Genomic DNA, 26,950 nt, shown 5'->3' with positions numbered 1-26,950 from the left:
AGTGACTATGAGCGAGGGCGACAAGGCCGGCAACTTGCTGGCGCAAATCCCGCCGGCAGGCAGCAAGGGCATGCCGCCGGTGCACCTGTGGAACCCTGATTTCTGTGGCGATATCGACATGCGCATCGCCCGCGACGGCTCATGGTTCTACATGGGTACGCCGATCGGGCGGCCGGCGATGGTGCGGCTGTTTTCGACCATCATTCGCCGCGATGGCGATGACTACTTTCTGGTCACGCCGGTGGAGAAGGTCGGCATCACCGTCGATGATGCGCCCTTCGTGGCGGTGTCGCTGCAGGCGAGCGGGCAGGGCGAAACCCAGGTGTTGAAGTTCGTCACCAACGTCGGCGACGAGGTCGAGGCAGGTGCCGAGCATCCGCTGCGGGTCGAGCTCGACCCGCAAACCCAGGAGCCTTCTCCCTACGTGCACGTGCGCGCCAACCTGGACGCGCTGATTCACCGCAACGTGTTCTATCAGCTGGTGGAGCTGGCGCAGACTCGCGAAATCGATGGCCAGCCCTGGCTCGGCGTGTGGAGTAGAGAAGTGTTCTTTCCCATCGGTCCGCTGGAATAACACCAATAAAAAGGCTCCCGAAGGAGCCTTGATTTCGCGATGTTGACGGGCTTGCGAGCTAGAGCCCTGCAAGGCAAAATCAGGCGAGGAAGCGGAGTGTACTGGTGTACATGAGCATTCCGAGCCTGTTTTTAACGCCGCAGGGCCGACGCGCAGCTGGCCGTAGTCACATGTTGGGATAGTTGGGCCCGCCCGTACCCTCCGGCGCCACCCAGGTGATGTTCTGGGCCGGATCCTTGATGTCGCAGGTCTTGCAGTGCACGCAGTTCTGCGCGTTGATCTGGAAGCGCTTGCTGCCATCGTCGTTGGCCACCACTTCGTACACGCCGGCCGGGCAATAACGCTGCGCCGGCTCATCGTACAGCGGCAGGTTCTTGCCGATCGGGATGCTCGGGTCGGTGAGCTTCAGGTGACAAGGCTGCTCTTCTTCATGGTTGGTGTTGGACAGGAACACCGAGCTGAGCTTGTCGAAGCTGAGCTTGCCATCCGGTTTCGGGTAGTCGATCTTCTTGCAGTCGGCCGCCGGCTTGAGGTAGGCGTAGTCCGGCTTGTTGTCGTGCAGGGTAAATGGCAACTTGCCGCCGAACAGGTTCTGGTCGACCCAGTTGATGCCGCCGCCGATCACCGCGCCGTACTTGTGGATCGCCGCGCCGAAGTTGCGGCTGCGGAACAGTTCGTCGTACAGCCAGCTGGCCTTGAAGCCGTCTACATAGCTGCGCAGTTCGTCGCCGCCCTCGCGGCCGGCAGCCAGGGCTTCGGCGATGGCTTCGGCAGCCAGCATGCCGGACTTCATGGCGGTATGGCTGCCCTTGATCTTGGCGAAGTTCAGGGTGCCCAGGTCGCAGCCGATCAGCGCGCCGCCGGGGAAGACCATCTTCGGCAGCGAGTTGAGGCCGCCCTTGGCGATGGCGCGGGCACCGTAAGCAACGCGCTTGCCGCCTTCCAGGTACTGCTTGAGCACCGGGTGATGCTTGAGGCGCTGGAACTCGTCGAACGGCGACAGGTGCGGGTTGGCGTAGGACAGGTCGACGATCAGGCCGACCACAACCTGGTTGTTCTCCAGGTGATAGAGGAAAGAGCCGCCGGTGTTTTCGGTGCCCATGATGTCCATCGGCCAGCCAGCGGTGTGTACCACCAGGCCCTGCTGGTGCTTGCTCGAGTCGATGTCCCAGATTTCCTTGATGCCGATGCCGTAATGCTGGGCGTCGGCTTCGCTGTCCAGGTTGTACTTCTTGATCAGCTGCTTGCCGATGTGGCCGCGGCAACCCTCGGCGAACAGTGTGTACTTGCCGCGCAGTTCCATGCCGGGGGTGTAATAGCCTTCTTTCGGGTTGCCTTCACGGTCGACACCCAGGTCGCCGGTGACGATGCCGCGCACCACGCCGTTTTCGTCGATCAGTGCTTCCTGAGCGGCGAAGCCCGGGTAGATTTCCACGCCGAGGTTCTCGGCCTGCTGGGCCAGCCAGCGGCACAGGTTGCCCAGCGAGATGATATAGTTGCCTTCGTTGTGCATGGTCTTGGGCACGAAGAAACCCGGCACCTTGGTGGCGCTTTCGGCATTCTTGAGCACATAGATGTCATCACCCTTGACCGGGGTGTTGAGCGGGGCGCCCAGCTCTTTCCAGTCGGGAAACAGCTCGTTCAGGGCGCGCGGTTCGAATACCGCGCCGGAGAGGATGTGGGCACCGACTTCGGAGCCTTTCTCGACCACGCAGACGCTTATTTCCTGGCCAGCCTCGGCGGCCTTCTGCTTCAGGCGACAAGCGGCGGACAGACCGGCAGGGCCGGCGCCGACGATGACGACGTCGAACTCCATAAATTCGCGTTCCACGGGCTATCTCCTCATCAAGGCTCTCTAATTTTCATGGCGGGCCGGCATCCTTCCCGAGGCACGCTCGCGCAGTATATAGCGAGCCCGGATCAGGGCCAATACAAACGTTTGTTTGAATTTTCTGTAGGCCTGCTAGAATCCGGCTACAACACGAATGGCTCGCAGCCAGTCGTATTGACCGAGCTAGGTCGTACGGTCAAGATACGGGCGGTTTTGCGCTCGCCGTCTGGGCTGAAGGTCGCTTGCGTCCTGCTTGTCTGCATCACCCGCATGCTCGCTTCTGGCGACATTCCTATTCACCGGAGAGTAACGAGGAATCCATGAAGGTTCTTGTAGCTGTCAAACGAGTGGTCGATTACAACGTCAAGGTTCGCGTCAAACCGGACAACAGCGGCGTCGATCTTGCCAACGTCAAGATGTCGATGAACCCTTTCTGTGAAATCGCCGTTGAAGAGGCCGTGCGCCTGAAAGAAAAGGGCGTCGCCAGCGAGATCGTGGTGGTTTCCATCGGCCCGACCCAGGCCCAGGAGCAACTGCGTACCGCCCTGGCACTGGGTGCTGATCGCGCCATTCTGGTCGAGTCCGCCGACGAGCTGAATTCCCTGGCCGTCGCCAAGCTGCTCAAGGCCGTGGTCGACAAGGAGCAGCCGCAGCTGGTCATTCTCGGCAAGCAGGCCATCGACAGCGACAACAACCAGACCGGCCAGATGCTTGCTGCCCTGACCGGCTACGCCCAGGGCACCTTCGCCTCCAAGGTGGACGTCAATGGCGACAAGGCCAACGTGACCCGTGAGATCGACGGCGGTCTGCAGACCGTTGCCCTGAATCTGCCGGCCATCGTCACCACCGACCTGCGCCTGAACGAGCCGCGCTACGCTTCGCTGCCGAACATCATGAAGGCCAAGAAGAAGCCGCTGGAAACCCTGACGCCCGACGCGCTGGGCGTTTCCACTGCGTCCACCGTCAAGACCATCAAGGTCGAGGCGCCTGCGGCACGTGGTGCCGGTATCAAGGTCAAGTCGGTCGCCGAACTGGTCGAGAAACTGAAAACCGAAGCGAAGGTGATCTAATGACTATCCTGGTAATCGCTGAAAACACCAATTCCGCGCTGGCACCTGCCACCCTGAACACCGTTGCCGCTGCCCAGAAGATCGGTGGCGACATCCACGTGCTGGTCGCCGGCCAGGGCGTTGGTGCCGTTGCCGAAGCCGCCGCCAAGATCGCTGGCGTGGCCAAGGTGCTGGTCGCCGACAACGCTGCGTTCGCTCATCAGCTGCCGGAAAACGTCGCGCCGCTGGTGGCCGAGCTTGGCAAGAGCTACAGCCACGTGCTGGCTGCTGCCACCAGCAACGGCAAGAACATCCTGCCGCGCGTCGCCGCGCAGCTGGACGTCGACCAGATCTCCGAGATCGTTTCCGTGGAAAGCCCGGACACCTTCAAGCGCCCGATCTATGCCGGTAACGCCATCGCTACCGTACAGTCGTCGGCTGCCGTGAAAGTCATCACCGTGCGTGCCACCGGCTTCGACGCCGTGGCGGCCGAAGGCGGCTCCGCTGCCATCGAGAACGTTTCGGCAGGTGGCGACGCCGGCAAGTCGGCATTCGTCGGTGAAGAACTGGCCAAGTCCGACCGCCCGGAGCTGACCGCTGCCAAGATCGTGGTTTCCGGTGGTCGCGGTATGCAGAACGGCGACAACTTCAAGCACCTGTATACCCTGGCCGACAAGCTCGGTGCGGCAGTGGGTGCTTCCCGTGCTGCCGTCGACGCCGGCTTCGTGCCCAACGACATGCAGGTCGGTCAGACCGGCAAGATCGTCGCGCCGCAGCTGTACATCGCCGTCGGCATCAGCGGTGCCATCCAGCACCTGGCGGGCATGAAGGATTCCAAGGTGATCGTCGCGATCAACAAGGACGAAGAAGCGCCGATCTTCCAGGTCGCCGACTATGGCCTGGTAGCCGACCTGTTCGAAGCCGTACCGGAGCTGGAAAAGCTGGTCTGACAGCATTTCCCGCAACGAAAGAACCCGCTCATCGAGCGGGTTTTTTATTGCTTCGATGCTATCGGATTGGCGCTGTTTTACGGGCCTGGGCCGCTTGCAGGCTCGCCTGGTCGATGAACTTCAGGTAATCAGCCGCGCTTTCCTGGGGGCGCTCGAGAATCGGCGCATGACCGCAGCCCTTGACGATCACCACGCTGGCGTCCTTGAGCAGCGGTTTCATGGTCTCGATGCTGGAGACGTCGATGATGCGATCCTGGTCGCCCCAGAGCAGCAGGGTAGGGGCGTCGATTCTCGGCAGCTCGGGTTCGAGTGGCAGATAACGGTCGCGCAGGTGCTCGAATACCTGCCGCTGGTGCGCGCTGTCGGCAACGGCACGTTGCGCCAGGTACTGGTGAAGATGCTCGGGCAACTGCGGCGGCGCCACGAACAGCCAGTCGAGCAACTCGTCGAATTGCGGCGCGCTTTCCACCAGCAACGGATTGTCGCCCTGTTCTTCGAGGCGCTGGAAGAATTCGCTGCGCCGCGGCGCAGTGACCCCTGCGTTGGCGATCAGCGCCAGGCTGGTCACCTGTTCGGGATAGCGGGCTGCATAGAGCGCCGCGATATGCCCGCCCATGGAGTGACCGGCGAGGTGCAGGCGGCGGATGCCCAAGGCGTCGACGAATGCGGCGAGGCGCTCGGTCTGGGTGCCGACGTCATAGCTGCCGTTGGGGCGGTCGCTATCGCCGAAACCGGGCAGATCCACGGCGATGACGTGATAGCGCTCAGTCAGCTCCCGGGCGAACCACAGCCAGGTGCTCTTGTCGGCACCGAAACCGTGAATGAGCAGCACGGTTTCGGCGCCCTGGGGGCCGCCTTCGTAATAGCTGACCTTGAGGTCGTTCACGCTGACGCTGCGCGCGTGCAGCCCCGCGCGCCACTGCTCGACGCCCTGATAGACCGCCAGCTGCGCCGCTGGTGAAAGGTACAGAGCGGTGCCCGCTGCAGCCAGGAGAACCAATACGGCAAGGATCAATTTCTTCATGCGGCGTCTTATCGCTGATTATCGAGATCGTATGAGCTAGCATGTCATGAATCTCTGGCCGGTGGATGGCCGGCTGTATCCGAATCGAGAGTGTGCAAATGGGTGAGCGAGGGTTGGGCTGGTTCGGGCTGTGGGTGTGCGCCGGCGTGTTGCTGGCAGGCGGCGCTCAGGCTGCCGGCAAATGCGAGCGGCTGGTCGCCACGGGCAACCCCGAGTATCCGCCTTATCTCTGGCGTGACCCGCAGAACCCGGAAAAGCTGGTCGGCGCGACGGTCGATCTGCTCAAGGCGGTCGCCAAGGACCTTGGCGTCGGTATCGACGTGATCTACGCCGGGCCCTGGTCGCGAGCCCAGGAGGAAGTACGCACCGGCCGTGTCGACATGCTGGCTGGCGCCTTCCTGACCGTGCCGCGCCTGGAGACCATGGACTTCGTGCACCCGGCCTTTCTATCCACGCCGAGCGTGGTGTGGGTGCGCAAGGGCCACGAATTTCCTTACGCCAGCTGGGCCGATCTGCAGGGCCGTACCGGCGACACCTTGGTCAACAACAGCTTCGGCCAGGCGTTCGATGCCTATGCCCGCGACAACCTGACGCTCGAGGGCGTTTCCAGCCTCACCCAGGCGTTCCAGAAACTCTTGCTCGAACGTACCGATTACGTGCTCTACGAACGCTATCCGGGGCAGGCACTGGCCTCGACCCTGGGCCTGCAGGACGATCTGCAGGTGCTCGATCCGCCGGTGTCCAGCGAGGGGTTGCACCTGGCGCTGTCGCACAACTCGGCATGCAATGACGCCTGGCTGCGCGGACAGCTGGCCAAAAAAATGACAGAATTCACCGCCGCCGGCATGCCGCAAACCCTTCTGCAGCGCAACTTGCAGCGCTGGAAGGAGCAACAGCCCGCACCGGCCGCCAGTGTTCCGAATCAGTAGGACGTACCCGTGATCTATCGATATACCAGCGCCGCTCTGGCGCTGCTGTTGCTTCAGGGCTGTGCCAGCGATCCCGCGCCAACCGAGCAGATGCGTTTGACCGAGCAGGTGATCGGGCAGGCGCGTACCGTGGCTGCCGGCGAAACCGTTGCCGAGCTGAGCCAAGCCGAAGACAAGCTCGCCCAGGCGCAGGCGGCCATGGAAGAAGGTGCTTACCGCACCGCGCGGGTACAGGCCGAGCAGGCTGAACTGGACGCGCGCCTGGCCGAAGCCCGGGTATTGACGCTGCGCAGCCAGGCGCAGTTGACCGAACTCAATCGCCGTATCGGGCGCTTGCGTGATCAGCTTGGAGCGATGCCATGAGCCCGCTGCGTAGTGGCGCGTTTGCGCTGCTGAGCCTGGCCATGGCCGGTTGTGCCGGCCTTGGTGACGAGCACTCCGCCGAGCTGGATGCGGCCCGGGCCAGCTTCCAGGCCGTGAAGGAAGACCCGCAGGTGCTGCGCAGCGCGCCCAAGGACGTGATTCGCGCTGGCGAGTCCCTTGGCCGTGCCGAACGCCTGGCGGGCTATTGGGGCAGTGCCGACGATGTCGCTCACTACGCCTACCTGAGCCAGCGCTACAGCGATATCGCCCGTGAGCACGCCAAGCTCGCCCTGGACCAGGAGCGCGCCGCGCGTCTGGAGCTGGATCGCCAACGCCTGCAGCTGGCACTGCGCGAGGCCAAGCTGGTCAGCGTGCAGCAACAGAATGCCTGGCTGGAAGAGCAGATCGTCAACCTGGCCACGGCGCAAACCGATCGCGGCCTGGTGATGACCCTCGGTGACGTGCTGTTCGATGCCGGCGAAGCGCGCCTGAAGACCAGTGCCAACCGTACCGTGCTCAAGCTGGTGCAGTTTCTCCAACTCAACCCGCGCCGTACGGTGCGTATCGAGGGTTATAGCGACAGCAGCGGCAAGCGTGAGGAAAACCTGGCGCTGTCCAGGGCACGCGCGCAGACCGTCGCCGATGCGCTGATCGACCTCGGCATCGACGCCCAGCGCATCGAGGTGCAGGGTTTCGGCGAAAGCTTCCCGGTCGCCGAAAACGCCTCGGCCAAGGGGCGCGCTCAGAACCGGCGGGTGGAGATTCTGTTCTCCGACGAGCAGGGGCGCCTAGGCGCCACGCGCTGAATCAGTTGTCACGAAACCCCGCCGCTGGATAACAGGGCGGGGTTTTTTATTGCCTGTGAGCTGAGTGTATCGTCGAGATATTTCAGGGCTGTACCGGTACAGAAACATTTTGATGGAGTACTGTTATGGTTCAGTACCGGGAAGAGACGGCCATGACCAATCTGTTGCTTTACCAACGTATCGCTCAACAGCTGGCGGATGATATCCGCCGCGGCGTCTATCAGCCCGGTGAGCGGGTGCCTTCGGTACGCAAGATGAGCGCGCAGCTCAGCGTCAGCCATGCCACGGTGTTGCAGGCCTACGCCAACCTGGAGGATCTCGGGCTGATTCGCGCCCGCCCGCAATCCGGTTTCTACGTGCACCAGACGCCGGCACTGACCGCCGATACGCCGGACATCGCCCGGGTCGAACGACCCGGTCTGGTGACGCGCAGCAGTATCATCAATCAGGTGCTCGGCGAGGCGCGTCGCGAAGGTGTGTTTCCGCTCGGTGCAGCGGTGCCCCACGTCGATTACCTGCCGGTGCGGGCGCTGCACCAGCAGCTCGCCAAGGTCACCCGCTTCCAGAGCCCGCGCGCCTTCAGCTATATGTTCAGCCCGGGCTTCGAGCCGCTGCGCCGTCAGGTGGCGATCCGCATGCGCGATGCCGGCGTGCTGGTCGATCCTTCCGAGGTGGTGATTACCCACGGTTGCGTCGATGCCCTGCAAATGAGCCTGCGCGTGCTGACGCGCCCCGGCGACCTGATCGCCACCGAGTCGCCGACCTACTACGGCTTGCTGCAACTGGCCGACCTGCTGGGCCTCAAGGTCATCGAGATTCCCAGCGACCCGACCACCGGGATCAGCGTCGAGGCCCTGCAACTGGCGGCCAGCCAGTGGCCGATCAAGGCGCTGGTGCTGACCGCGCGGCTGAGCAACCCGTTGGGCGGCACCATTCCCGAGGCCCGGCAGAAACAGTTGCTGCGCCTGGCCAGCGACTTCGACATCCAGATCGTCGAGGACGATATCTACGGCGAGCTGATGTTCGAGCAGGGCCGCACCAAGGCGCTCAAGGCCAGCGATCTGGAAGGCCGCGTGGTGTACTGCTCGAGTTTCTCGAAAACCCTGTCGCCCGGCGTGCGGATCGGCTGGATCATCGCCGGCAAGTACCATGATGAAGTGCAGCGCCTGCAGATGTTCACCACTCATTCGGCGTGCAGCGTTACCCAGATGGCGGTGGCGGCGTATCTTGAGAACGGCGGCTACGACCGCCACCTGCGGCATATCCGCCAGGAGTACCGCAAGAACCTCAGCGCCTTCCAGTTGGCCATCCAGCAGTTCTTCCCGGAAGGCACGCAGATCACCCGGCCCAACGGCGGCTTCATCCTCTGGGTGAGCTTGCCGGCACGGGTCAATACCAAGGATCTGCATATCAGCGCCCTGCAGCAGGGCATCAGTATCGCGCCGGGGCTGATCTTCAGTAATACCGAGCAGTTCAACCACTGCGTGCGCATCAATTGCGGCATTCCGTGGAACCGCGAGGCGGAGCGCGCGCTGATGACCCTGGGCATGCTGGCCACTCAGCTGTGTCAGGAGGCGAGCTGACGCGACTCGCATCCGGTTAACCCGAATACCCGGTCGCCTGCGTCTACTGGATCGAAGCGCTCTTTCGATCCAGGAGAAGCATCATGCGCAGCCGTTCCCCGTTCGTGTCCTACAGCATTGCCGGCAGCCTTTTGCTGTCCCTTGCAGCCTGCAATGCTCCGTCTACCGATTCAGCGCCGGCCCATCCGATACAGGTTGGCGAAACGTCCGTGGTGGCGCCAGCCATCGTCCCGGCGCCGATGATGACGCGTCTGGCCGCGCCGGTCGCCCGTGAACACTCGTACGCGCCGCCGCCCGAAGCCAGCCGCGAGCAATATCAGCGCCTGCTCGCCAACCCCGTGCAGTCGGTCGCCGAGGCGCCGGTATCGACCTTCAGCATTGACGTCGACACGGGCAGCTACGCCAACGTCCGCCGGTTCCTGAACGAGGGGCGCGTGCCGCCCGCCGAGGCCGTGCGCCTGGAGGAGCTGGTCAATTACTTTCCCTACGCCTATCCCTTGCCCACCGGCAGTGCGCCGTTCGGGGTCGGCAGCGAACTGGCCGTCACGCCGTGGAACCCGCAAAGTCGCCTGCTTCGCATCGCCATCAAGGCGTCGGACAGGCAGGTCGAGCAACTACCGGCCGCCAATCTGGTGTTTCTCGTCGATGTGTCGGGCTCCATGGATCGTCCCGACGGCCTGCCGTTGGTGCAGAGTGCGCTGAAGTTACTGGTGGACCAGTTGCGTGCCCGGGATCGCGTCTCGCTGGTGGTCTACGCCGGCGATTCCAGCGTGGTTCTGGAACCGACTGCCGGCTCGCAAAAAGCGCAGATCCGTGCGGCCATCGAGCAATTGCGCGCCGGTGGTTCGACGGCGGGTGAGTCGGGCATCCAGTTGGCTTATCAGCAGGCGCAAAAGGGTTTCATCAGTGGCGGCATCAACCGCATCCTGTTGGCCACCGATGGCGACTTCAATGTTGGTGTCAGCGATTTCGAAAGCCTCAAGGCGCTGGCGGCCGACAAGCGCAAGACCGGTATCTCGCTGACCACCCTGGGCTTCGGCACGGGCAACTACAACGATCAGTTGATGGAGCAGTTGGCCGATGCCGGCGACGGCAACTACGCCTATATCGATAATCTGCGTGAGGCGCGCAAGGTGCTGGTCGAGCAGCTCAGCTCGACCCTGGCCACCGTGGCGCGGGACGTGAAGATTCAGGTCGAATTCAACCCGGCCCAGGTCAGCGAGTACCGCCTGCTCGGTTACGAGAACCGCGCGTTGAGGCGCGAGGACTTCAGTAACGACAAGGTCGATGCGGGGGATATCGGCGCCGGGCACAGCGTGACGGCGCTCTACGAAATCGTCCCGGTGGGCTACCCCGGCTGGCTGGAGCCGCTGCGCTATCGCCAGGCGTCGCCCGCGGCATCGGCAGCCGGCGAGCTGGCCTGGCTGCGCATCCGCTACAAGGCACCGGAGCGCAACGACAGCCAACTGCTGGAGACTGCCATCGAAGCACCGGCGTCCGTCGCGCCAATCGCCAAGGCCAGCGAGGACCTGCGCTTCGCCGCCGCCGTTGCTGCGTTCGCCCAGCAGTTGAGCGGCGGCCGTTACACCGGTGACTTCGGCTGGGCGGCTACCGCAGCGTTGGCACGGGGCAGCCGTGGCGATGATCCGTTCGGCCTGCGCAGCGAATTCGTGCAACTGGTGGAACTGGCGCAAAGCCTGCAAACTGGCGACTCCCGCACCTCCGGAGCCGAGTGAGTGTGACTGTCCATCCCTCTAACGCCGAGCCCAGCGACGCCGACCTGTTGCGTCGCTACCGGGCCGGAGACGCTGCAGCTTTCACGCAACTCTACGAGCGCCATCGCCTCGGGCTGTTTCGCTTTCTGATGGGCTTGTGCGGCGATCAAGCGGTCGCCGAAGAAGTGTTCCAGGAAACCTGGATGAGCCTGATTCGCAGCGAATCGGTGCAGCGCGAAGCGGCGGTGCTGTTCAAGACCTGGCTGTATCAGATCGCCCGTAATCGCCTGATCGATCACTGGCGCAAGCAGGGCAAACGCCTGCTGCGCGAGGAGGTCTTCGACGAGCAGTTGCACGACCAGGCCATGGACGAGCCGGATCCCGAGCGGCAGCTCAGCCTCAGCCAGGATCAGGCGCGCATCCAGGCGGCGCTCGCCGACTTGCCGGCCGAGCAGCGCGAGGTTTTCTTGCTGCGCGCCCACGCCGACCTTGAACTGCATGAGATTGCCGAGCTGACCCGCACGCCGGCAGAAACGGTAAAGAGCCGCCTGCGCTACGCGTTGCAGAAGATGCGCCGCCTGCTCAGCACGGCCGAAGAGGTATCACCATGAACGATCACGAGGAGCCTTTGCTGCGTCACGTCCGTGAGCACAGCCGCGAGCAGCCTGGCCCCGCGCTGGACGCGCGAATCCTTGCCGCCGCTGCCGATGCGGCCGCGAGTAAACGTCGTCAGCCTGAGGGTTTCTGGGCGCGGCTGCGTCGCACGCTGGGTGATGCCTCGGCTAGCCGCCGCTGGTCAGCGGCTCTTGGCTGCCTGGCTGTTGTGGGCGTAGGGCTCGGGCTGAGCCTGCAGACCCTCGAACAAGCGCCAAGTCGATACGACGCACCGCCGGCCTCGATGCAGCGTCAGGCGCCCATGGCCTTGCAGGCGCCTGCCAGCCCGGCTCCGATGGCCGAGATGAGCGAGGCGCCGCGGGTCATGGCACGTCTGGCGGCGGAGGCCGCACCGCCGTCCGCCGACGTGCTGGCCGCGCTCCGCGAGATTGCCGGCCTGCGCGAACGTGGTGAGACAGAGCAGGCGCGGCAGCGCCTCGAGCAACTGCAGGCCGAGCATCCTGGCCTGGATGTGGAGGCCGAATTGCGCCGGTTGCCAGAGCGTTAAGGGTGATAGGGCGACGGGCGGTGTAGCCATTCGGCAGACTGGCTGGCGTTATCGCTCAGTCGTTTTAGAATGCTGGGTTACTGAGTTACATGAACCGATGCGAGGATTTCGATGCGCCATCTGTTGTTGCCGCTGTGTGTTGCCGTGCTGCTGAGTGCCTGTGGTTCCGATGAGCAGGGCAAGGATGTGCCGCGCAAGAACAGTGAGCCGGCAGTGGCCGTCGAGTCCGCCAAGCCGGCGCAGCCAGTCGAGAAGCCCGAGCCACCGGCTGTGCAGGCGGCGCCGGCGGTAAAGCCGCAGGCCGCCGAGCCGCAGCCTGAGGCGGTGCAGAAGCCTGCGCCTGCCCAGCCGAAAAAGACCGTGCAGCGCGCCAAGCCCGATAAAGCTCAAAAGGTCGCGCAAACCCCACCCAAGACCAAACTGGACCTGAGCCTGCCTCCCGAGCTGGCCGCTGCGCTGGATGCCGAGGACAAGGCTGCCACCGATGGTGTACCGCCAATCCTGCCGGCGTTCTTCGAGGAACGGAAATCCTCGCCCAATCCCTTCCAGGTCAGCGGCAAGCTGCTGACCGGCGAGCTGGGTTCCGAATACTGGAATGCTGTGGAAGGTGCCGAGCTGCAGTTCGAGTTTCGCCGTTAAGCTCCGAGCCGTCGCTTCTCAGGCGATACGCAGTGGGTAGCTCAGCAAGGTGAAATGCATCAGGTTGACCAGCCCATGCAGGGCGATTGCCAGGCTTAGCCGGCCGCTGATCTGCATGACCAAGCCATAGCCCAGGCCCGCAACAGCGGCCACGGCTGCAAAGGTCGGGCTGAAGGGCATATGCACGGCGCCGAACAGCGCCGCCGTCAGCAGCAGTCCCGGCCACGCGCCCAGCCAGCGGATCAGGTGTGGCTGCAGCAGGCCGCGAAACAGCAGTTCTTCGGCCAGTACCGCGACGACCAGATTGATGGCCAGCCAGGCGCCAAGTATGCCTGGCCATTTCGGTTGCCAGGCGACCACGCCCAGTAGCATTGCCAGGCCCGGCACCGCCAGCAGCGTAATGATGAATGTCGGCGCGATCCAGGCGGGCCTGTGCAGCGGTCTTGGCGGCAAGCCCAGCCACCAGGCGAGCAGGGTGCAACCCACCAGCAGCTTGTCCCATGACAGCCTCAGCTGGTAAGGCGCTGCATCGGCGCTGATGCGCTGCGGCTGGGCAATTTCCCAAGGCCGAAAACCAGGCAGCAGGTGAGCTGCCAGCAGTACGCTGGCGAGCATCACCAACATGCACCACAGCCATTGGGGCAAGCGTGCCGGTGCCAGTACCAGCGCGATGAACAGGCAGGCGCACAGAAAACCGATGGGCTGGATGTAGCCCATGAGCGTACCCGCCAATAGCGGGCAGCCGGGCAGTAGCAGGCGGGGTAGTAACGGCATTGCGCCTCCGGGGTGGAGGCGCAGTCTACAGGGCGACGGGATCAGTTTGTGCAGGCGTGATCAGCGATCTTGCGCATCCTTGGCGGTCTGCTCGACTTCGCGTTCGTGAATGCGCTTGAGCTGCTCATCACTGAGCGGCAGCTTCTTGGCACTGTCGCGCAACATCAGCAGGCCACCGACGATGGAGCCGATCGCCAGAATCAGGATCAACCAGGCATACCAGGGCATGTGCGACTCCTTCTATCGAGTGATGGGCCTCGCATCGATAAACGCACCGAGGCCCTGTTCTGAAGACCGCCCGTCGGTCCGCTTGGTTCAGGTTAACGTGCTGCTCAGCGGCGTACCTGCTTTAGCGTTTCGGCGATCATGAATGCCAGTTCCAGAGACTGGTCGGCGTTCATCCGGGGGTCGCAGTGGGTGTGATAACGATCCGACAGGCCGGCCTCGGTGATCGGCTTGGCGCCGCCGATGCACTCGGTCACGTCCTGGCCGGTCATCTCGATATGGCTGCCGCCGGCATAGCTGCCCTCGGCGTGGTGCACGGCGAAGAACTGCCGTACCTCGGCGAGGATCTGCGCAAAATCCCGGGTCTTGTAGCCACTCGACGCCTTGATGGTGTTGCCGTGCATCGGGTCGCTGCTCCACAGCACCTGGCGACCTTCGCGCTGCACGGTGCGGATCAGCCGCGGCAGGCCGGCCTCGACCTTGTCGGCGCCCATGCGCACGATCAGGTTGAGGCGGCCCGGGTCGTTGTCCGGATTGAGGATGTCGATCAGGCGGATCAGGTCCTCGTCGGTCATGCTCGGGCCGACCTTGACGCCAATCGGGTTGCCCACCCCGCGCAGGAATTCGACATGGGCGCCGTCCACCTGGCGGGTGCGGTCGCCGATCCACAGCATGTGCGCCGAGCAGTCGTAGAAATCGCCGGTCAGGCTGTCGCGGCGCACGAAGGCTTCTTCGTAGTTGAGCAGCAGCGCTTCATGGGCGGTGAAGAAGCTGGTCTCGCGTACCTGGGCCGCGCTGTCCATACCACAGGCTCGCATGAAGGCCAGGGTTTCGTCGATGCGGTCGGCCAGTTGGTGGTACTTCTGGGCCAGCGCCGAATTGGCGATGAAATCCAGGTTCCACTGATGCACCTGATGCAGGTCGGCGAAGCCGCCCTGGGCAAAGGCGCGCAGCAGGTTCAGCGAAGCGGTGGACTGGTGGTAGGCCTGCAGCAGTCGCTGCGGATCGGGTGCACGGCTGGCCGCGTCGAAGCCGATGCCATTGACGATATCGCCGCGGTAGGCGGGCAGGGTGACGCCGTCGAGGGTCTCGTCATTGGCCGAGCGCGGCTTGGCGAACTGGCCTGCCATGCGTCCGACCTTCACCACCGGGCAACCGGCGGCGAAGGTCATCACGATGGCCATTTGCAGCAGCACCTTGAAGGTGTCGCGGATCTTCGCGGCGCTGAACTCGGCGAAGCTCTCGGCGCAGTCGCCGCCCTGCAGCAGGAACGCGCGGCCCTGGGTCACCTCGGCGAACTGCTTGCGCAGCTCGCGTGCCTCGCCGGCGAACACCAGGGGCGGAAAGCTGGCCAGGGTCTGCTCGACCTGGGCGAGTTTCGCGGCGTCCGGGTACTGAGGTTGTTGCTGGATGGGGTGGCTTCTCCAGCTGTCGGGGCTCCAGGGCTGACTCATGGCGGCTTCTCTTGTTGGCGATTGGCCATGGTAACCGATCACCACGCCTGGCCGAGCATGCCTCCCGGCAAAAGCCCCAGGCATTTAGCGCGTGACCTGAGCGCGCCCCATCGCCGACAATCGCTTTCTAGCCCGGCCTGAGCCGGGGAACGCGACGGTGGAGAATCTGCGCATGCCTGGCTTGCCTCCGGTGGAGGAGATGAAGGACGAAGTGGTACTGGCCGAGGTGCATGACGCCTTCGGGGTGATCCGTGTGGTCGAGATCGGTGAATACCGGTTTCTCGAGTTCGGCGAGGCGATCGAGCAGAGCTGCGTGTTCACCGCCGATCCCAGTTGGCTGGAATACGACTACACCCGCGCGATGTTCGTCGGTGCGCTGTGTCATGAAGCGCCGGAGAGCGCGTTGTTCCTGGGCCTGGGCGCCGGCACCCTGACCCAGGCCTGCCTGCGCTTCCTGCCGCTCGACGATGTCGAAACCATCGAGCTGCGTCCGGACGTGCCGCGCCTGGCCATGCAGTACCTGGGGCTGGAAGACGATCCGCGCCTGACGGTGCGCATCGGCGACGCCATGCAGTTGCTACCCAGCGCAGAAACCGCGGATCTGATCTTCGTCGATCTGTATACCGACACTGGCCCTGGTGTCGGCCATCTGGCCTGGCGCTTTCTCGACGACTGTCGGGCCAAGCTCAACCCGGGCGGCTGGCTGATCATCAACCAGTGGGCTGGCGATGACGGCAAGCCGCTGGGCGCCGCACTGCTGCGCGGCCTCTATCACCGCCATTACTGGGAATGCCCGGTGGTGGAGGGCAACGTGGTGGTGCTGGTGCCGGCCGAGCTGGATCAGGCGTTCGACCGCGAAGCGGTGAGCCAGCGCGCCCAGGCCCTGCAGGCGCAGCTCGGCTATTCGCTGCAGCCGTTGATCGACGCCATACGGATGGCGAGCTAGGAATTAACCGTCAGCGGCACTGTCCCTTTAGAGCCTTGCCTGCTCAGCGCGCCTTCCGCGGTCGTCTGGGCAGGCGAGTCCCTCAAGCCCTCGCGACGGAGCCCTGTCATGACCGAACAAGACCTTTCCACGGTGTATCGCGCCTATATCGACTGCCTCAATCGGCAGGACTGGGCGAACCTTGGGCAGTTCGTGCAGGACGATGTGGTGCATAACGGCCGGCGCGTGGGGTTGAGTGGTTATCGTGAAATGCTTGAGCGCGATTACCAGGACATTCCCGATCTGCAGTTCAACATCCGCCTGCTGACCTGCGAGGAGTCGATGATCGCCTGCCGCCTGGACTTTCACTGCACCCCGAAAGGCCGTTTTCTCGATGTGCCGGTCAATGGCCGCAGGGTGGCCTTCAGCGAAAACGTGTTCTACGCTTTTCGCGACGGCAAGGTCGCCGAAGTCTGGTCGGTCGTCGACAAGGCCGCTATCGAATCGCAGCTCACCAGCAGAGGCTGACCGTTCGATCAGAACGCAGGCACCTGCGGCATACCGTCGCGAGCAGCAGTTGCCTGCGCTTCACCCATTTTATTGTGTGAAAAAGCGCACACGTCTGTATGAATTCCGGTATAGTACGCGCCGGCCAATTCATGGCCACGTTCAAGTCGTGCAACTCGCCCGGAAGCTTTCCGGCAGCCAGTCCGCCAAGCGGGCTATCTTGACGATTCATTACCACCACAGTTTTCGCAAATTCTCGCCTACATTGCTGCCAGGGTGACCCACAAGGTCCTACATGGCATGTGCAGCTTTGGAACATGGGTCTTTGCGGATGCACTCAGAGGCAGACCCATGACCCAGGAAATCGGCGGCTTCGCCGCACTCGGACTTCATTCCAATATTCTCGCCGCGCTGACCGCCGTCGGATACGAAGAGCCGTCGCCCATTCAGTCGCAAGCCATTCCGGTGATCCTCTCTGGCCAGGACATGATCGGCCAGGCGCAGACCGGTACCGGCAAGACCGCCGCATTCGCGTTGCCGATCCTGTCGAAGATCGACCCGGCCAAGCGTGAGCCCCAGGCGCTGATTCTCGCCCCGACCCGCGAGCTCGCTCTGCAGGTTGCCACGGCGTTCGAAACCTATTCCAAGCAGATGCCAGGCCTGAACGTGGTCGCCGTCTACGGTGGCGCACCGATGGGCCCGCAGCTCAAAGCCATTCGTCAGGGCGCACAGGTCATCGTCGCTACCCCGGGCCGTCTGGTCGATCACCTGCGTCGTGACGAGAAAGTGCTGTCGACCATTCAGTACCTGGTACTCGACGAAGCCGACGAAATGCTCAAGCTGGGCTTCATGGACGACCTCGAAGTGATCTTCGAAGCCATGCCGGAAAGCCGCCAGAGCGTGCTGTTCTCCGCGACCTTACCGCACTCGATCCGTGCCATTGCCGAGAAGCACCTGCGCGAGCCGCAGCACATCAAGATCGCCGCCAAGACCCAGACCGTCTCGCGCATCGAGCAGGCGCACCTGATGATCCACGCCGATCAGAAGACCAACGCCGTGCTGCGTCTGCTGGAAGTCGAGGAGTTCGACGCGCTGATCGCCTTCGTACGCACCAAGCAGGCCACCCTGGACCTGGCCGCTGCGCTGGAAGCCAAGGGCTTCAAGGCCGCTGCGTTGAACGGCGACATCGCTCAGAACCAGCGTGAGCGTGTCATCGAGTCGCTCAAAGATGGCCGCCTGGACATCGTCGTGGCTACCGACGTCGCCGCCCGTGGTATCGACGTGCCGCGCATCACCCACGTGTTCAACGTCGACATGCCGTACGACCCGGAGTCCTACGTGCACCGTATCGGTCGTACCGGCCGTGCCGGTCGCGATGGCCGTGCGCTGCTGCTGGTGACCCCGCGCGAGCGCCGCATGCTGCAGGTGATCGAGCGCGTGACCGGCCAGAAGGTTGGCGAGGTCAAGCTGCCCAACGCCCAGCAAGTGCTGGATGCGCGCATCAAGAAGCTCACCAACAGCCTGGCGCCACTGGTTGCCGACGCCGAAGCCAGCCATGGCGAACTGCTCGACCGCCTGACCGCCGACATCGGTTGCAGCCCGCGTGCCCTGGCCGCTGCGCTGCTGAAGAAGGCCACCAATGGCCAGGCCCTGGATCTGGCCAGCGTCGAGCGCGAGCAGCCGCTGGTGCCGGGCGTCGGTGGCGCACCCCGCGAGCGTCGTGAGCGTGATGGCGAGCGCAGCGGTGAGCCGCGTGAGCGTCGTGCGCCGATGCCGCTGGCCGAAGGCCGTGCACGCTGCCGCACCGCGCTGGGCGCCCGTGATGGCATCGCTGCCAAGAACCTGCTGGGCGCGATTCTCAACGAGGGTGGCCTGGCCCGTGAGGCGATCGGTCGTATCCAGATCCGTGAGAGCTTCAGCCTGGTGGAACTGCCGGAAGAGGGCCTGGAGCGCCTGCTCGGCAAGCTCAAGGACACTCGCGTTGCCGGCAAGCCGTTGAAGCTGCGTCGTTATCGCGAAGACTGATCGGTTCGTTCAGCACTGATTCGGGGGAGCCAATGGCTCCCCCGAGTCGTTTCTGGGGCCTGTAATGTCGTTCGCCAGGCCCGGAGGCGGCAATCGCCCCTAGGACGAACCTGCCAGCGGCTCTACAATCGGCCGTCCTCGTTTTCGTGATGCCCTGAATGCTTACCTGTCTTGTCCATGGCCTGCCGTATCAGGCCGATCCTGCCGTGTATTTCCATGCGGTACGCCACGCGCCCGGTGCGGTGTTGCTGGATGCCGGCCGGCCGGTGGCCGCGCGTGGGCGCTTCGATCTGCTCAGCGCCTGGCCGCTGGCCGAGCTGGCGCCAGGACAGGGAGAGTCGGGCGCCGCGTTCTTCGCGCGCTTGCGTGAGCAGCTCGCGGCATTCGGGCACGCCGAAATGCCGCCGGGTATCGAACTGCCGTTCGCCGGCGGCCTGCTCGGTTACCTGGCCTACGATTTCGGCCGCCGTATCGAAGCGCTGCCTGAGCAGGCCCGTGATGACCTGGGCTTTGGCGACGCAGTATTCGGCCTGTATGGATGGGCGCTGATCAGCGACCATCAGGCGCGTACCAGCCAGTTGGTGTTCCACCCCGCGTTGCCAGCGGCCGAGCAGGCGCGCCTGCTGGCGTTGTTCGAGCATCCGCCGGGCGAGCCCCAGGAGCAGGCGCCCTTCGCGTTGCTGGCGCCGTTTCAGGCGAATATCGACCAGCAACGCTACGCCGAGGCCATCGGCCGTATCCAGACCTACATCGCTTCGGGTGACTGCTATCAGGTCAACTATGCGCAGCGCTTCCAGGCGCCTTATCAAGGCGATGCCTGGCAGGCCTATGGCGCGTTGCGCGCGGCTTGCCCGACGCCTTTCTCCGGTTACCTGAGCCTGCCGGGCGGCGGCGCCTTGCTCAGCCTGTCGCCTGAGCGCTTCATTCGTGTCAGTGGCGGGCAGGTGGAGACGCGGCCGATCAAGGGCACCCAGCCACGCGGGCGCGACGAAAGGGAAGATGCACACAACGCTCAGGTGCTGCTCGCCAGCCCCAAGGATCGTGCCGAGAACCTGATGATCGTCGATCTGCTGCGCAACGACCTGGGGCGCAGCTGCCGTACCGGCTCGGTGCGCGTGCCCGAACTGTTCGCGCTGGAAAGCTACCCGAACGTGCATCACCTGGTCAGCGCGGTGACTGGTGAGCTGGCCGCTGACAAGGACGCGTTGGACCTGCTGCTGGGTGCATTTCCGGGCGGTTCCATAACCGGTGCGCCGAAGATCCGCGCGATGCAGATCATCGACGAACTCGAGCCGACGCGACGCGGCCCTTACTGCGGTTCACTGCTGTACCTGGACGTGCGCGGCGAGATGGACAGCTCCATCGCCATTCGCAGCCTGCTGGCCAAGGACGGCGTGATCAGTTGCTGGGGCGGTGGCGGCATCGTCGCTGACTCGGCCTGGCAGGCCGAGTATCAGGAGTCGGTCACCAAGGTGCAGGTGCTGCTCAGTACGCTGGAGCGCTTGCTTCAGCCGAAGCGGTAGATGTCCATGCCCAGCGCGCCCAGGGTGAACCCCTGGTGCTCGATGGCAAAGGTGCCGCCGGCGCCGCGGGCGAAGAACAGCGGTAGCAGGTGTTCTTCGCTGGGATGGTTGCGCCGCGCGTGGGGCGCCTGGCGGCGGTAGTCGAGCAGTGCAGCCAGGTCGTCTTCGCGCAAGCGTTCGACCATCCAGTCGCGAAACTCCAGCGCCCAGGGCGCCGCTTCGTCGCCGGTGGAGCGCCAGTCGAGCTCGCCCAGGTTGTGGGTGATGCTGCCCGAGCCGATCAGCAGTACGTTCTGCTCGCGCAGCGCGGCCAGCGCTTCGCCTACCCGTACTTGCAGGCCCGGGCCCTGGCGGCTGGGCAGGGAAACCTGCACCACCGGAATATCGGCGCTGGGGTAGAGCAAAGACAGCGGAACCCAGCTGCCATGGTCGAAGGGCCGGCGCTCATCGGCCTGCACGTCCAGGCCGGACGCCCGCAGGTGCTGCACGATGGACTCGGCCAGTTTTGGGCTGCCGGGCGCCGGGTACTGCACCTGATAGAGCTCGGCAGGGAAACCGCCGAAGTCGTGCCAGGTTTCCGGCCGGGAGCTACTCATCACCCGCAACGCTTCGCTTTCCCAGTGGGCCGACACCACGACGATCGCATCCGGGCGTTTCAGTTCGGAGGCGAGGCGGGCGAGGGCAGGGCCGCTGGCGCCGGGTTGCAGGGCGAGCATGGGGGAGCCATGGGAAATGAACAGGCTAGGCTGCATGATGTTCTCCTGATGATGTCGTCATGATCCATCAGCCAAGTTGGCCTAACAACGGCTAAAGTCTGCTCGGTGTTATCTGTTTTCTTGATGTCTTGAGGGTAAAACATGCAGGAATCATTCTGGCTGCAGCGCTGGCACGCCAATCAGATCGGCTTTCATGCCCGGCAGGTCAATGGGTTGCTGCAACGCCACTGGGCCGCGGTAGCCGGTACGAGCAAGGCGCCCGTGCTGGTGCCGCTGTGTGGCAAGAGCCTGGACATCGCCTGGCTGGCGGCGCGCGGGCATCGGGTCGTGGGTGTGGAATTGGCCGAGGTGGCGGTCGCGGCATTCTTCGCCGAACAGGGTGTGCAGCCGACGATTACCAGCGAGGACGCCTTCAAGGTCTATCGCCATGGCAGCGTCGAGTTGTTCTGTGGCGACTTCTTCGCGCTGCAAGCGTGGCATTTGCCCGGCTGTACGCTGTTCTACGACCGTGCCGCATTGATTGCGCTGCCGGCCGAGCTGCGCGAGCGCTACGTGCGGCATTTGCAGCAGGTTCTGTTGCCTGGAAGCGGCGGCTTGCTGGTGAGCCTGGATTACGATCAGGCGCTGATGGATGGGCCGCCGTTCTCGGTGCCCGATGCCGAGGTGCGCGGCTGGAGCGGCAAGATATGGGAAAGCGAGTTGCTGGAAAGCCAGGATGCCCTGGAGGAGCGTTTCAGGGCCCGTGGCCTCTCTCGCATGGATGAGCGGGCCTACCACCTGCGCCTGCTCTGAGAACCTGTCCAAAGTCTGCTGCGCGTCGGCACTGCAGCGTTAAAAACAGGCTGGATTGCCAGCCCAAACTAGGCGTTCCCGTCAGGCTGCTCATTTACAGCTCGTAAAGTCGGGCGCGACTCCGACCGGTCCTTGCCTGTTTTTGCGGGGCCGCCTAGGCCTTGCATTGCTCTAGCTCGCGAGACTTTGAACAGGCTCTGAGGCGAATCGCGGGCATGAAAAAGGCGACCCGAGGGTCGCCTTTCCGTTGCGTTGCGATCAGGCCATGCGACGCAGGGCTTCGATGCGCTCTTCCAGCGGCGGGTGAGTCATCAGCAGGCCCGCCAGGCCGTTCTTCAGGCCACCGTTGATGCCGAAGGCGGTCAGGCTGTCGGGCATCTGCACCGGTACGCCCTGTTCGGCACGCAGGCGCTGCAGTGCGGCGATCATCGCGCCCTTGCCGGCCAGCCGTGCACCGGCTTCGTCGGCCTTGTACTCACGTTTGCGCGAGAACCACATGACGATGATGCTGGCCAGGATACCCAGTACCAGCTCGGCGAAGATGGTCGCCACGAAGTAGCCAATGCCGTGGCCGTCTTCGTTCTTGAGGATCGCCTTGTCGACGAAGTTGCCGAAGATGCGCGCGAAGAACATCACGAAGGTGTTCACCACGCCTTGAATCAGCGCCAGGGTGACCATGTCGCCATTGGCCACGTGGCCGATCTCGTGGGCCAGCACGGCGCGCACTTCATCGGGGGAGAAGCGCTCGAGCAGGCCCTGGCTGACGGCGACCAACGCGTCGTTCTTGTTCCAGCCGGTGGCGAAAGCGTTGGATTCGTAGGCGGGGAAGATGCCCACTTCTGGCATCTTGATGCCGGCATCGCGCGACAGTTCTTCGACGGTCTGCAGCAGCCACTGCTCGTGGCGGGTGCGCGGCTGGGTGATGATTTCGGTGCCGGTGCTCATCTTCGCCATCCACTTGGACAGGAAGAGCGAGACCAGCGAGCCGGCAAAACCAAAGACGGCGCAGAAGATCAGCAGGCTGCCGTGGTTCTGGCCGGTGAAGCGATCAACACCCAGCAGTTTGAGGGTGATGCTGGCGATAACCAGTACCGCCAAGTTGGTAGCCAGGAACAACATAATGCGCATCATGGTGTGAAACGACTCCTCACGGGAAAGACAGGCTCGATACGGCGGCTATATAAGGGCTCGCCCTGTGGTGATTCAACCGAGTCACTATTTCAAACTGTGTCGCCCGGCCTGACGGCGTGAAACGGCCGCGTGTGGGCGCCAATGCTTAGATGGGCATTTTCGCGTTTATTTCAATCGACAGGGAGAAAATCCGTCGCGATCGCGACGTCTTCGGCAGGTTGATCTCCCTCAATATGGCTGGGCGGAGCGCTGTTCGAACAGCTGACGAGTCAGCCGCGCAATCCGTTCACCATGTTGCTGGGCGAGTGCTTCACGCAATTGGAAAGCCAGGGTCGCCTGCACCCTATCCACCGCTGGCGGCAGTGCTTCGCCCTCGGTGATTGCCCGAGGAATGCCCCGCGACAAACGCAGGAAGCCCTTTTCGCTGAGCACCGCCTGGTCGAGCGCGTCGTAGCCGATGGTGGACTCGTAGCGCAGGTAACCTTCTTCAGCCAGCCACAGCAGCGCACCCAGGCACGCCTGATGACGTTTGCTCGGCAGGCCGAACTCATCCGGTTCTTCGCGGCCGATCAGGTCTTCCACGTACAGTGAGACCTTGCGCGGAAACGCCTGATAGAGCATCAGCAAGCCGCTGGCGGCATCCTTGTAGAAGTCGTCTATCTGCAGATCCATACTCACAGGGCCCTTGCCAGGAGCCAGGTGGGCAAGCAAGGCAGCAGGCGGCCGATCACTGCCCATGGCCAACCCGGAACGTATGCGCTACGGCTGCGCTTGCCGATATGGCGTGCGATCAGCCTGGCACCTTGGTCGACATCGATCAGAAACGGGCGTGGGCCGCTGTCCTGGTTGATCGGGGTGTCGATGTAGCCCGGCAGGATGGTAGTGGTGGCGATGTCGCTGCCATATAGCTCCAGGTCCAGTGACTGCATGTGGCTGATCAGCCCGGCCTTGCTCGCCGAATAGCCGGCGCTGGCGGGCAGGCCACGTTTGCCGGCGACAGAGGCGATGGCCACCAGATGACCATGACCCTGTCGGCGGAACAGTTCGGTGGCGGCGTCGAGGCACGCGATGGCGCCGATCAGGTTGGTTTCCAAGGTTTGCCGGTAGCGCTGGAAACGACCGCTGCCGGCTTTGCCGGCAAAACCGACGCCCGCATTGGCGATCACCCCGTCGAGGCCACCGAGGGCCTCCCTGGCGTGCTCGACGGCTAACTGGCAGGCTGCGTAATCGGTGACGTCCAGTTGCAACACGGCGATGCTGCGGCCATGGGCCTGACGAAGTTCGCCAGCCAGTAGCTGGAGGTTGTCCTCGCGACGCGCAGCGAGTGCCAGGTCGTAGCCCTGGCTGGCCAACTGGCGGGCCAGGGCCTCACCGATACCGGAGCTGGCACCGGTAAGCAGGTAGCGTCTGGCCTCAGCCATGGGTACATTCCTTTTATTGGCGATAGGTCTTGAGGAAGCTGCCGATGCGGCCGATCGCCTGTTCCAGGTCGTCGACGCGGGGCAGGGTGACCACGCGGAAGTGATCCGGCCACGGCCAGTTGAAGGCGGTGCCCTGAACGACCAGCAGTTTCTCGGAGAGCAGCAGGTCGAGAACGAATTTCTCGTCGTTGTGGATCGGGCAGACCTTGGGATCGATCTTCGGGAAGGCATACAGCGCGCCCATGGGCTTGACGCAGCTGACGCCGGGAATGTCGTTGAGCAGCTCCCAGGTGCGGTTACGCTGTTCCAGTAGGCGGCCCTGCGGCAACACCAGATCGTTGATGCTCTGGTAGCCACCCAGTGCGGTCTGGATCGCGTGCTGGCTTGGCACGTTGGCACACAGGCGCATGTTGGCCAGGATGTCGAGGCCCTCGATGTAGCTTTTCGCGTTGTGCTTGGGGCCGGAAATGATCACCCAGCCGGAGCGGAAACCGGCCACGCGGTAGGACTTGGACAGGCCGTTGAAGGTCAGACACAGCACGTCCGGCGCCAGGGAGGCGGTGGAGATGTGCTGGGCTTCGTCATAGAGGATCTTGTCGTAGATCTCGTCGGAGAAGATCACCAGATTGTGCTGGCGGGCCAGTTCGACGATATCCAGCAGCACTTCGCGCGAATACACGGCGCCGGTGGGGTTGTTCGGATTGATCAGCACCAGCGCCTTGGTGTTCGGGGTGATCTTGGCGCGCATGTCGGCGATGTCCGGAAACCAGCCGGCCTGCTCGTCGCACAGGTAGTGCACCGGCTTGCCGCCGGAGAGCGCCACGGCGGCGGTCCATAGCGGGTAGTCGGGCGCCGGGATCAGCACTTCGTCACCATTGTTGAGCAGGGCCTGCATGGCCATGACGATCAGTTCGGACACGCCGTTGCCCAGGTAGATGTCCTCGATGCCGACGCCTTCGATCTGCTTCTGCTGGCAGTACTGCATCACCGCCTTGCGCGCGCTGAACAGGCCCTTGGAATCGCTGTAGCCTTGCGCCGTGGGCAGGTTGCGGATCACGTCCTGGAGAATTTCCTCGGGGGCTTCGAAACCGAATGGCGCGGGGTTGCCGATGTTCAGCTTGAGGATGCGCTGGCCTTCCTCTTCCAGACGCTTGGCGTGTTTGAGCACCGGGCCGCGAATGTCGTAGCAGACGTTGGCGAGCTTGTTGGATTTGCTGACCTGCATGGTGAAGAATCCCGAATCGAAGAAAGGCGGCCTCTAAGGGGCCGAGGCGGCGGCGAGCCGTGGCGGGTTGAGGTGTCGAATCATACGTGTCAGCCTGAGTCGGGCAAAGATACAGATAGGGCTTTTTTATCCCGAGGAGGACGGCCTGTGAGCAAGCTCGAAAAACCACTGGAAACCTGGCGCGAGGAGCTGACGGACGCGCAGTTCAACGTCTGCCGTCTGGGCGGCACCGAACGGCCGTTCACCGGTGAGTACCACGACAGCAAGGTGCCGGGTGTCTATAAATGCGTGTGCTGCGGCACGCCGCTGTTCGACTCGGACGCCAAGTTCGACTCCGGTTGCGGCTGGCCGAGTTACTTCCAGCCGCTCAACGATCAGGTGATCACCGAGCTGGACGACTTCAGCCACGGCATGCACCGCATCGAAGTGCGCTGCAGCAACTGTGATGCGCACCTGGGGCATGTATTTCCCGATGGCCCGCGGCCCACCGGGCTGCGTTACTGCATCAATTCGGTATCGCTCAAGCACGTACCCCACGAGGCCTGAAGACAGATTCGCTATCAGGCTCGCCAATGGCGGGCCTGTTTTTTTATGAATTGAATTGTGTGCAATTAAATCGCTGGCTACTCTTTTCGCTTCACTCAATCAGAAGAGCCCTGACGCCATGAGCCAAGACCTGCTGGCCATTCCCTGCACCACCATCACGGGCGAACAGAAACGCCTGGGCGATTTCGGCGCCAAGGCCATTCTGGTGGTCAACACCGCCAGTCAGTGTGGCTTCACCCCGCAATACCAGGGGCTCGAAGCACTCTGGAAGCAGTACCGCGAAAAGGGCCTGATGGTGCTGGGCTTTCCCTGCAACCAGTTCGGCAAGCAGGAACCGGGTGACGAGCAGGCCATCTCCAGTTTCTGCGAGCTGAATTTTGGAGTGAGCTTTCCACTGTTTCGCAAGGTGGAGGTCAACGGCCCGGCGGCGCACCCGTTGTTCGTGCAGCTCAAACGCGAGGCACCAGGTTTGCTCGGCACCCAGCGGATCAAATGGAATTTCACCAAGTTCCTGATCAGTGGCGACGGTCGAGAGGTCACGCGGTACGCGCCGACCACCAAGCCTGAAGCCCTGCAGGCGGCGATCGACGCACTTACCAATGGATGACCTGAAGCTAGACCGTCAGCTGTGCTTCAAGCTTTACGCGGCGTCCCGTCAGGTGGTGCGAGCCTATAAGCCGATGCTCGATGGCCTGCAACTGACCTATCCGCAATACCTGGTGATGCTGGTGCTCTGGGAGTGGGACGAGTCGGCGCCCGCGCAGCCGACGGTCAAGGCCCTTGGCGAGCGCCTGTTGCTCGATTCCGGCACCCTGACGCCGCTGCTCAAACGGCTGCAATCGGCTGGGCTGGTGGAGCGTCGGCGTAGCGCCGCGGATGAGCGCGAAATGCACCTGTACCTCAGCGAGCAGGGGCGTGCGCTACGCAGTCGTGTGCCGATGCTGAAGCAGCAACTGCTGTGCGAGCAGGGCGTCGATACCAGGCAACTGGAACCCTTGCGCAGCCAGCTCGACGCACTGTTGCTGCGCCTGCGCGAAAGATTGTCCGAGTAGCAGAAGGCT

At 63.7% G+C, this 26,950-nt stretch carries 28 protein-coding genes and 1 pseudogene; 19 read left to right on the top strand and 10 right to left on the bottom strand.

Annotated elements, in window-relative coordinates:
- The first annotated feature begins 7 nt into the window (after positions 1-7).
- Entirely contained in the window at positions 8-574 is a 567-nt protein-coding gene (locus BVH01_RS22715) for a DUF1285 domain-containing protein (protein WP_075932486.1), read from the top strand.
- A gap of 166 nt (positions 575-740) precedes the next feature.
- Here BVH01_RS22715 and BVH01_RS22710 read toward each other — a convergent pair whose 3' ends face one another.
- Positions 741-2,405, bottom strand: a complete 1,665-nt coding sequence (locus BVH01_RS22710; protein ID WP_075932485.1) for an electron transfer flavoprotein-ubiquinone oxidoreductase — start codon at positions 2,403-2,405, stop codon at positions 741-743.
- A gap of 320 nt (positions 2,406-2,725) precedes the next feature.
- Here BVH01_RS22710 and BVH01_RS22705 point away from each other — a divergent pair, with 320 nt between their 5' ends.
- Complete coding sequence (locus BVH01_RS22705; RefSeq protein ID WP_075932484.1) at positions 2,726-3,475, top strand: electron transfer flavoprotein subunit beta/FixA family protein; 750 nt, start codon at positions 2,726-2,728, stop codon at positions 3,473-3,475.
- Positions 3,475-4,404, top strand: coding sequence for an electron transfer flavoprotein subunit alpha/FixB family protein (locus BVH01_RS22700; RefSeq protein ID WP_075932483.1), 930 nt, complete (start codon positions 3,475-3,477; stop codon positions 4,402-4,404). The genes BVH01_RS22705 and BVH01_RS22700 overlap by 1 nt, the downstream gene beginning before the upstream one ends.
- Positions 4,405-4,462: 58 nt before the next feature.
- Here BVH01_RS22700 and BVH01_RS22695 read toward each other — a convergent pair whose 3' ends face one another.
- Entirely contained in the window at positions 4,463-5,428 is a 966-nt protein-coding gene (locus BVH01_RS22695; RefSeq protein WP_075932482.1) for an alpha/beta fold hydrolase, read from the bottom strand.
- Between the two features lie 98 nt (positions 5,429-5,526).
- On the opposite strand from BVH01_RS22695, the gene BVH01_RS22690 reads away from it, so the two are divergent.
- The 8 genes from BVH01_RS22690 to BVH01_RS22655 all read left to right on the top strand — a co-directional run bounded on the left by BVH01_RS22690 (position 5,527) and on the right by BVH01_RS22655 (position 12,625).
- A complete protein-coding gene (locus BVH01_RS22690; protein WP_075932481.1) occupies positions 5,527-6,357 on the top strand; it encodes an ABC transporter substrate-binding protein in 831 nt (276 codons plus the stop codon).
- Between the two features lie 90 nt (positions 6,358-6,447).
- Positions 6,448-6,720, top strand: coding sequence for a DUF4398 domain-containing protein (locus BVH01_RS22685; protein WP_256562832.1), 273 nt, complete (start codon positions 6,448-6,450; stop codon positions 6,718-6,720).
- Positions 6,717-7,526 carry an OmpA family protein gene (locus tag BVH01_RS22680; RefSeq protein WP_075932479.1) on the top strand — a complete coding sequence of 270 codons (810 nt, stop codon included), beginning with the start codon at positions 6,717-6,719 and terminating at the stop codon, positions 7,524-7,526. Before BVH01_RS22685 ends, BVH01_RS22680 begins: the two co-directional genes overlap by 4 nt.
- A gap of 152 nt (positions 7,527-7,678) precedes the next feature.
- On the top strand, positions 7,679-9,109 hold the full coding sequence (locus tag BVH01_RS22675) for a PLP-dependent aminotransferase family protein (RefSeq protein WP_075932629.1): 1,431 nt from the start codon (positions 7,679-7,681) through the stop codon (positions 9,107-9,109).
- Between the two features lie 83 nt (positions 9,110-9,192).
- Positions 9,193-10,845 carry a VWA domain-containing protein gene (locus tag BVH01_RS22670; protein WP_075932478.1) on the top strand — a complete coding sequence of 551 codons (1,653 nt, stop codon included), beginning with the start codon at positions 9,193-9,195 and terminating at the stop codon, positions 10,843-10,845.
- 2 nt (positions 10,846-10,847) lie between these two features.
- Positions 10,848-11,435 carry an RNA polymerase sigma factor gene (locus BVH01_RS22665; protein ID WP_075932477.1) on the top strand — a complete coding sequence of 196 codons (588 nt, stop codon included), beginning with the start codon at positions 10,848-10,850 and terminating at the stop codon, positions 11,433-11,435.
- On the top strand, positions 11,432-11,986 hold the full coding sequence (locus BVH01_RS22660; protein ID WP_075932476.1) for a hypothetical protein: 555 nt from the start codon (positions 11,432-11,434) through the stop codon (positions 11,984-11,986). Before BVH01_RS22665 ends, BVH01_RS22660 begins: the two co-directional genes overlap by 4 nt.
- Positions 11,987-12,097: 111 nt before the next feature.
- Positions 12,098-12,625 (top strand): hypothetical protein, encoded by a 528-nt coding sequence (locus BVH01_RS22655; RefSeq protein WP_083659522.1) that lies wholly within the window; start codon positions 12,098-12,100, stop codon positions 12,623-12,625.
- A gap of 18 nt (positions 12,626-12,643) precedes the next feature.
- Here BVH01_RS22655 and BVH01_RS22650 read toward each other — a convergent pair whose 3' ends face one another.
- The 3 genes from BVH01_RS22650 to BVH01_RS22640 form a co-directional block, all read right to left on the bottom strand.
- Entirely contained in the window at positions 12,644-13,399 is a 756-nt protein-coding gene (locus BVH01_RS22650; protein ID WP_075932475.1) for a CPBP family intramembrane glutamic endopeptidase, read from the bottom strand.
- Between the two features lie 60 nt (positions 13,400-13,459).
- Positions 13,460-13,627 carry a DUF2897 family protein gene (locus tag BVH01_RS22645; RefSeq protein WP_075932474.1) on the bottom strand — a complete coding sequence of 56 codons (168 nt, stop codon included), beginning with the start codon at positions 13,625-13,627 and terminating at the stop codon, positions 13,460-13,462.
- A 104-nt stretch (positions 13,628-13,731) separates the two neighbouring features.
- Positions 13,732-15,078, bottom strand: coding sequence for a class II 3-deoxy-7-phosphoheptulonate synthase (locus tag BVH01_RS22640; RefSeq protein WP_075932473.1), 1,347 nt, complete (start codon positions 15,076-15,078; stop codon positions 13,732-13,734).
- A gap of 172 nt (positions 15,079-15,250) precedes the next feature.
- Here BVH01_RS22640 and BVH01_RS22635 point away from each other — a divergent pair, with 172 nt between their 5' ends.
- The 4 genes and pseudogenes from BVH01_RS22635 to pabB all read left to right on the top strand — a co-directional run bounded on the left by BVH01_RS22635 (position 15,251) and on the right by pabB (position 20,058).
- Positions 15,251-16,024, top strand: coding sequence for a spermidine synthase (locus tag BVH01_RS22635; protein WP_139315667.1), 774 nt, complete (start codon positions 15,251-15,253; stop codon positions 16,022-16,024).
- Positions 16,025-16,132: 108 nt separating this feature from the next.
- Complete coding sequence (locus BVH01_RS22630; RefSeq protein WP_075932472.1) at positions 16,133-16,531, top strand: ester cyclase; 399 nt, start codon at positions 16,133-16,135, stop codon at positions 16,529-16,531.
- 296 nt (positions 16,532-16,827) lie between these two features.
- Positions 16,828-18,535 (top strand): annotated as a pseudogene (locus BVH01_RS22625) (DEAD/DEAH box helicase).
- A gap of 158 nt (positions 18,536-18,693) precedes the next feature.
- Positions 18,694-20,058, top strand: coding sequence for an aminodeoxychorismate synthase component I (gene pabB, locus BVH01_RS22620; protein WP_075932470.1), 1,365 nt, complete (start codon positions 18,694-18,696; stop codon positions 20,056-20,058).
- Here pabB and BVH01_RS22615 read toward each other — a convergent pair.
- Positions 20,043-20,810, bottom strand: coding sequence for a class III extradiol ring-cleavage dioxygenase (locus tag BVH01_RS22615; protein ID WP_075932469.1), 768 nt, complete (start codon positions 20,808-20,810; stop codon positions 20,043-20,045). The two genes, pabB and BVH01_RS22615, sit on opposite strands and share 16 nt — an antisense overlap.
- Positions 20,811-20,915: 105 nt before the next feature.
- Between BVH01_RS22615 and BVH01_RS22610 the strand changes: the two genes are divergently transcribed.
- Positions 20,916-21,566: a thiopurine S-methyltransferase gene (locus BVH01_RS22610; RefSeq protein WP_075932468.1), complete on the top strand. Its 651-nt coding sequence runs from the start codon at positions 20,916-20,918 to the stop codon at positions 21,564-21,566.
- A 258-nt stretch (positions 21,567-21,824) separates the two neighbouring features.
- On the opposite strand, the gene htpX is transcribed toward BVH01_RS22610, so the two are convergent.
- From htpX to BVH01_RS22590, 4 genes are all read right to left on the bottom strand, one after another.
- The gene (htpX, locus tag BVH01_RS22605) at positions 21,825-22,697 is read right to left on the bottom strand and encodes a protease HtpX (RefSeq protein WP_075932467.1); all 873 of its coding nucleotides are present in this window, start codon (positions 22,695-22,697) and stop codon (positions 21,825-21,827) included.
- Between the two features lie 228 nt (positions 22,698-22,925).
- Positions 22,926-23,369, bottom strand: coding sequence for a hypothetical protein (locus BVH01_RS22600; protein ID WP_075932466.1), 444 nt, complete (start codon positions 23,367-23,369; stop codon positions 22,926-22,928).
- 2 nt (positions 23,370-23,371) lie between these two features.
- Positions 23,372-24,118, bottom strand: coding sequence for an SDR family NAD(P)-dependent oxidoreductase (locus BVH01_RS22595; RefSeq protein WP_075932465.1), 747 nt, complete (start codon positions 24,116-24,118; stop codon positions 23,372-23,374).
- 13 nt (positions 24,119-24,131) lie between these two features.
- Positions 24,132-25,343 carry a pyridoxal phosphate-dependent aminotransferase gene (locus BVH01_RS22590; protein WP_075932464.1) on the bottom strand — a complete coding sequence of 404 codons (1,212 nt, stop codon included), beginning with the start codon at positions 25,341-25,343 and terminating at the stop codon, positions 24,132-24,134.
- A gap of 147 nt (positions 25,344-25,490) precedes the next feature.
- Here BVH01_RS22590 and msrB point away from each other — a divergent pair, with 147 nt between their 5' ends.
- The 3 genes from msrB to BVH01_RS22575 all read left to right on the top strand — a co-directional run bounded on the left by msrB (position 25,491) and on the right by BVH01_RS22575 (position 26,941).
- Positions 25,491-25,889, top strand: a complete 399-nt coding sequence (msrB, locus tag BVH01_RS22585; RefSeq protein WP_075932463.1) for a peptide-methionine (R)-S-oxide reductase MsrB — start codon at positions 25,491-25,493, stop codon at positions 25,887-25,889.
- Positions 25,890-26,007: 118 nt separating this feature from the next.
- On the top strand, positions 26,008-26,496 hold the full coding sequence (locus tag BVH01_RS22580) for a glutathione peroxidase (RefSeq protein WP_075932462.1): 489 nt from the start codon (positions 26,008-26,010) through the stop codon (positions 26,494-26,496).
- Positions 26,489-26,941, top strand: a complete 453-nt coding sequence (locus tag BVH01_RS22575; protein ID WP_075932461.1) for a MarR family winged helix-turn-helix transcriptional regulator — start codon at positions 26,489-26,491, stop codon at positions 26,939-26,941. The genes BVH01_RS22580 and BVH01_RS22575 overlap by 8 nt, the downstream gene beginning before the upstream one ends.
- Positions 26,942-26,950: the final 9 nt, after the last annotated feature.

This window comes from Pseudomonas sp. PA1(2017), assembly GCF_001945375.1.
Classification (GTDB): Bacteria; Pseudomonadota; Gammaproteobacteria; order Pseudomonadales; family Pseudomonadaceae; genus Aquipseudomonas.
The sequence above is the reverse complement of the archived record's forward strand: the minus strand, read 5'-3'. Positions and strand labels throughout refer to the sequence as shown.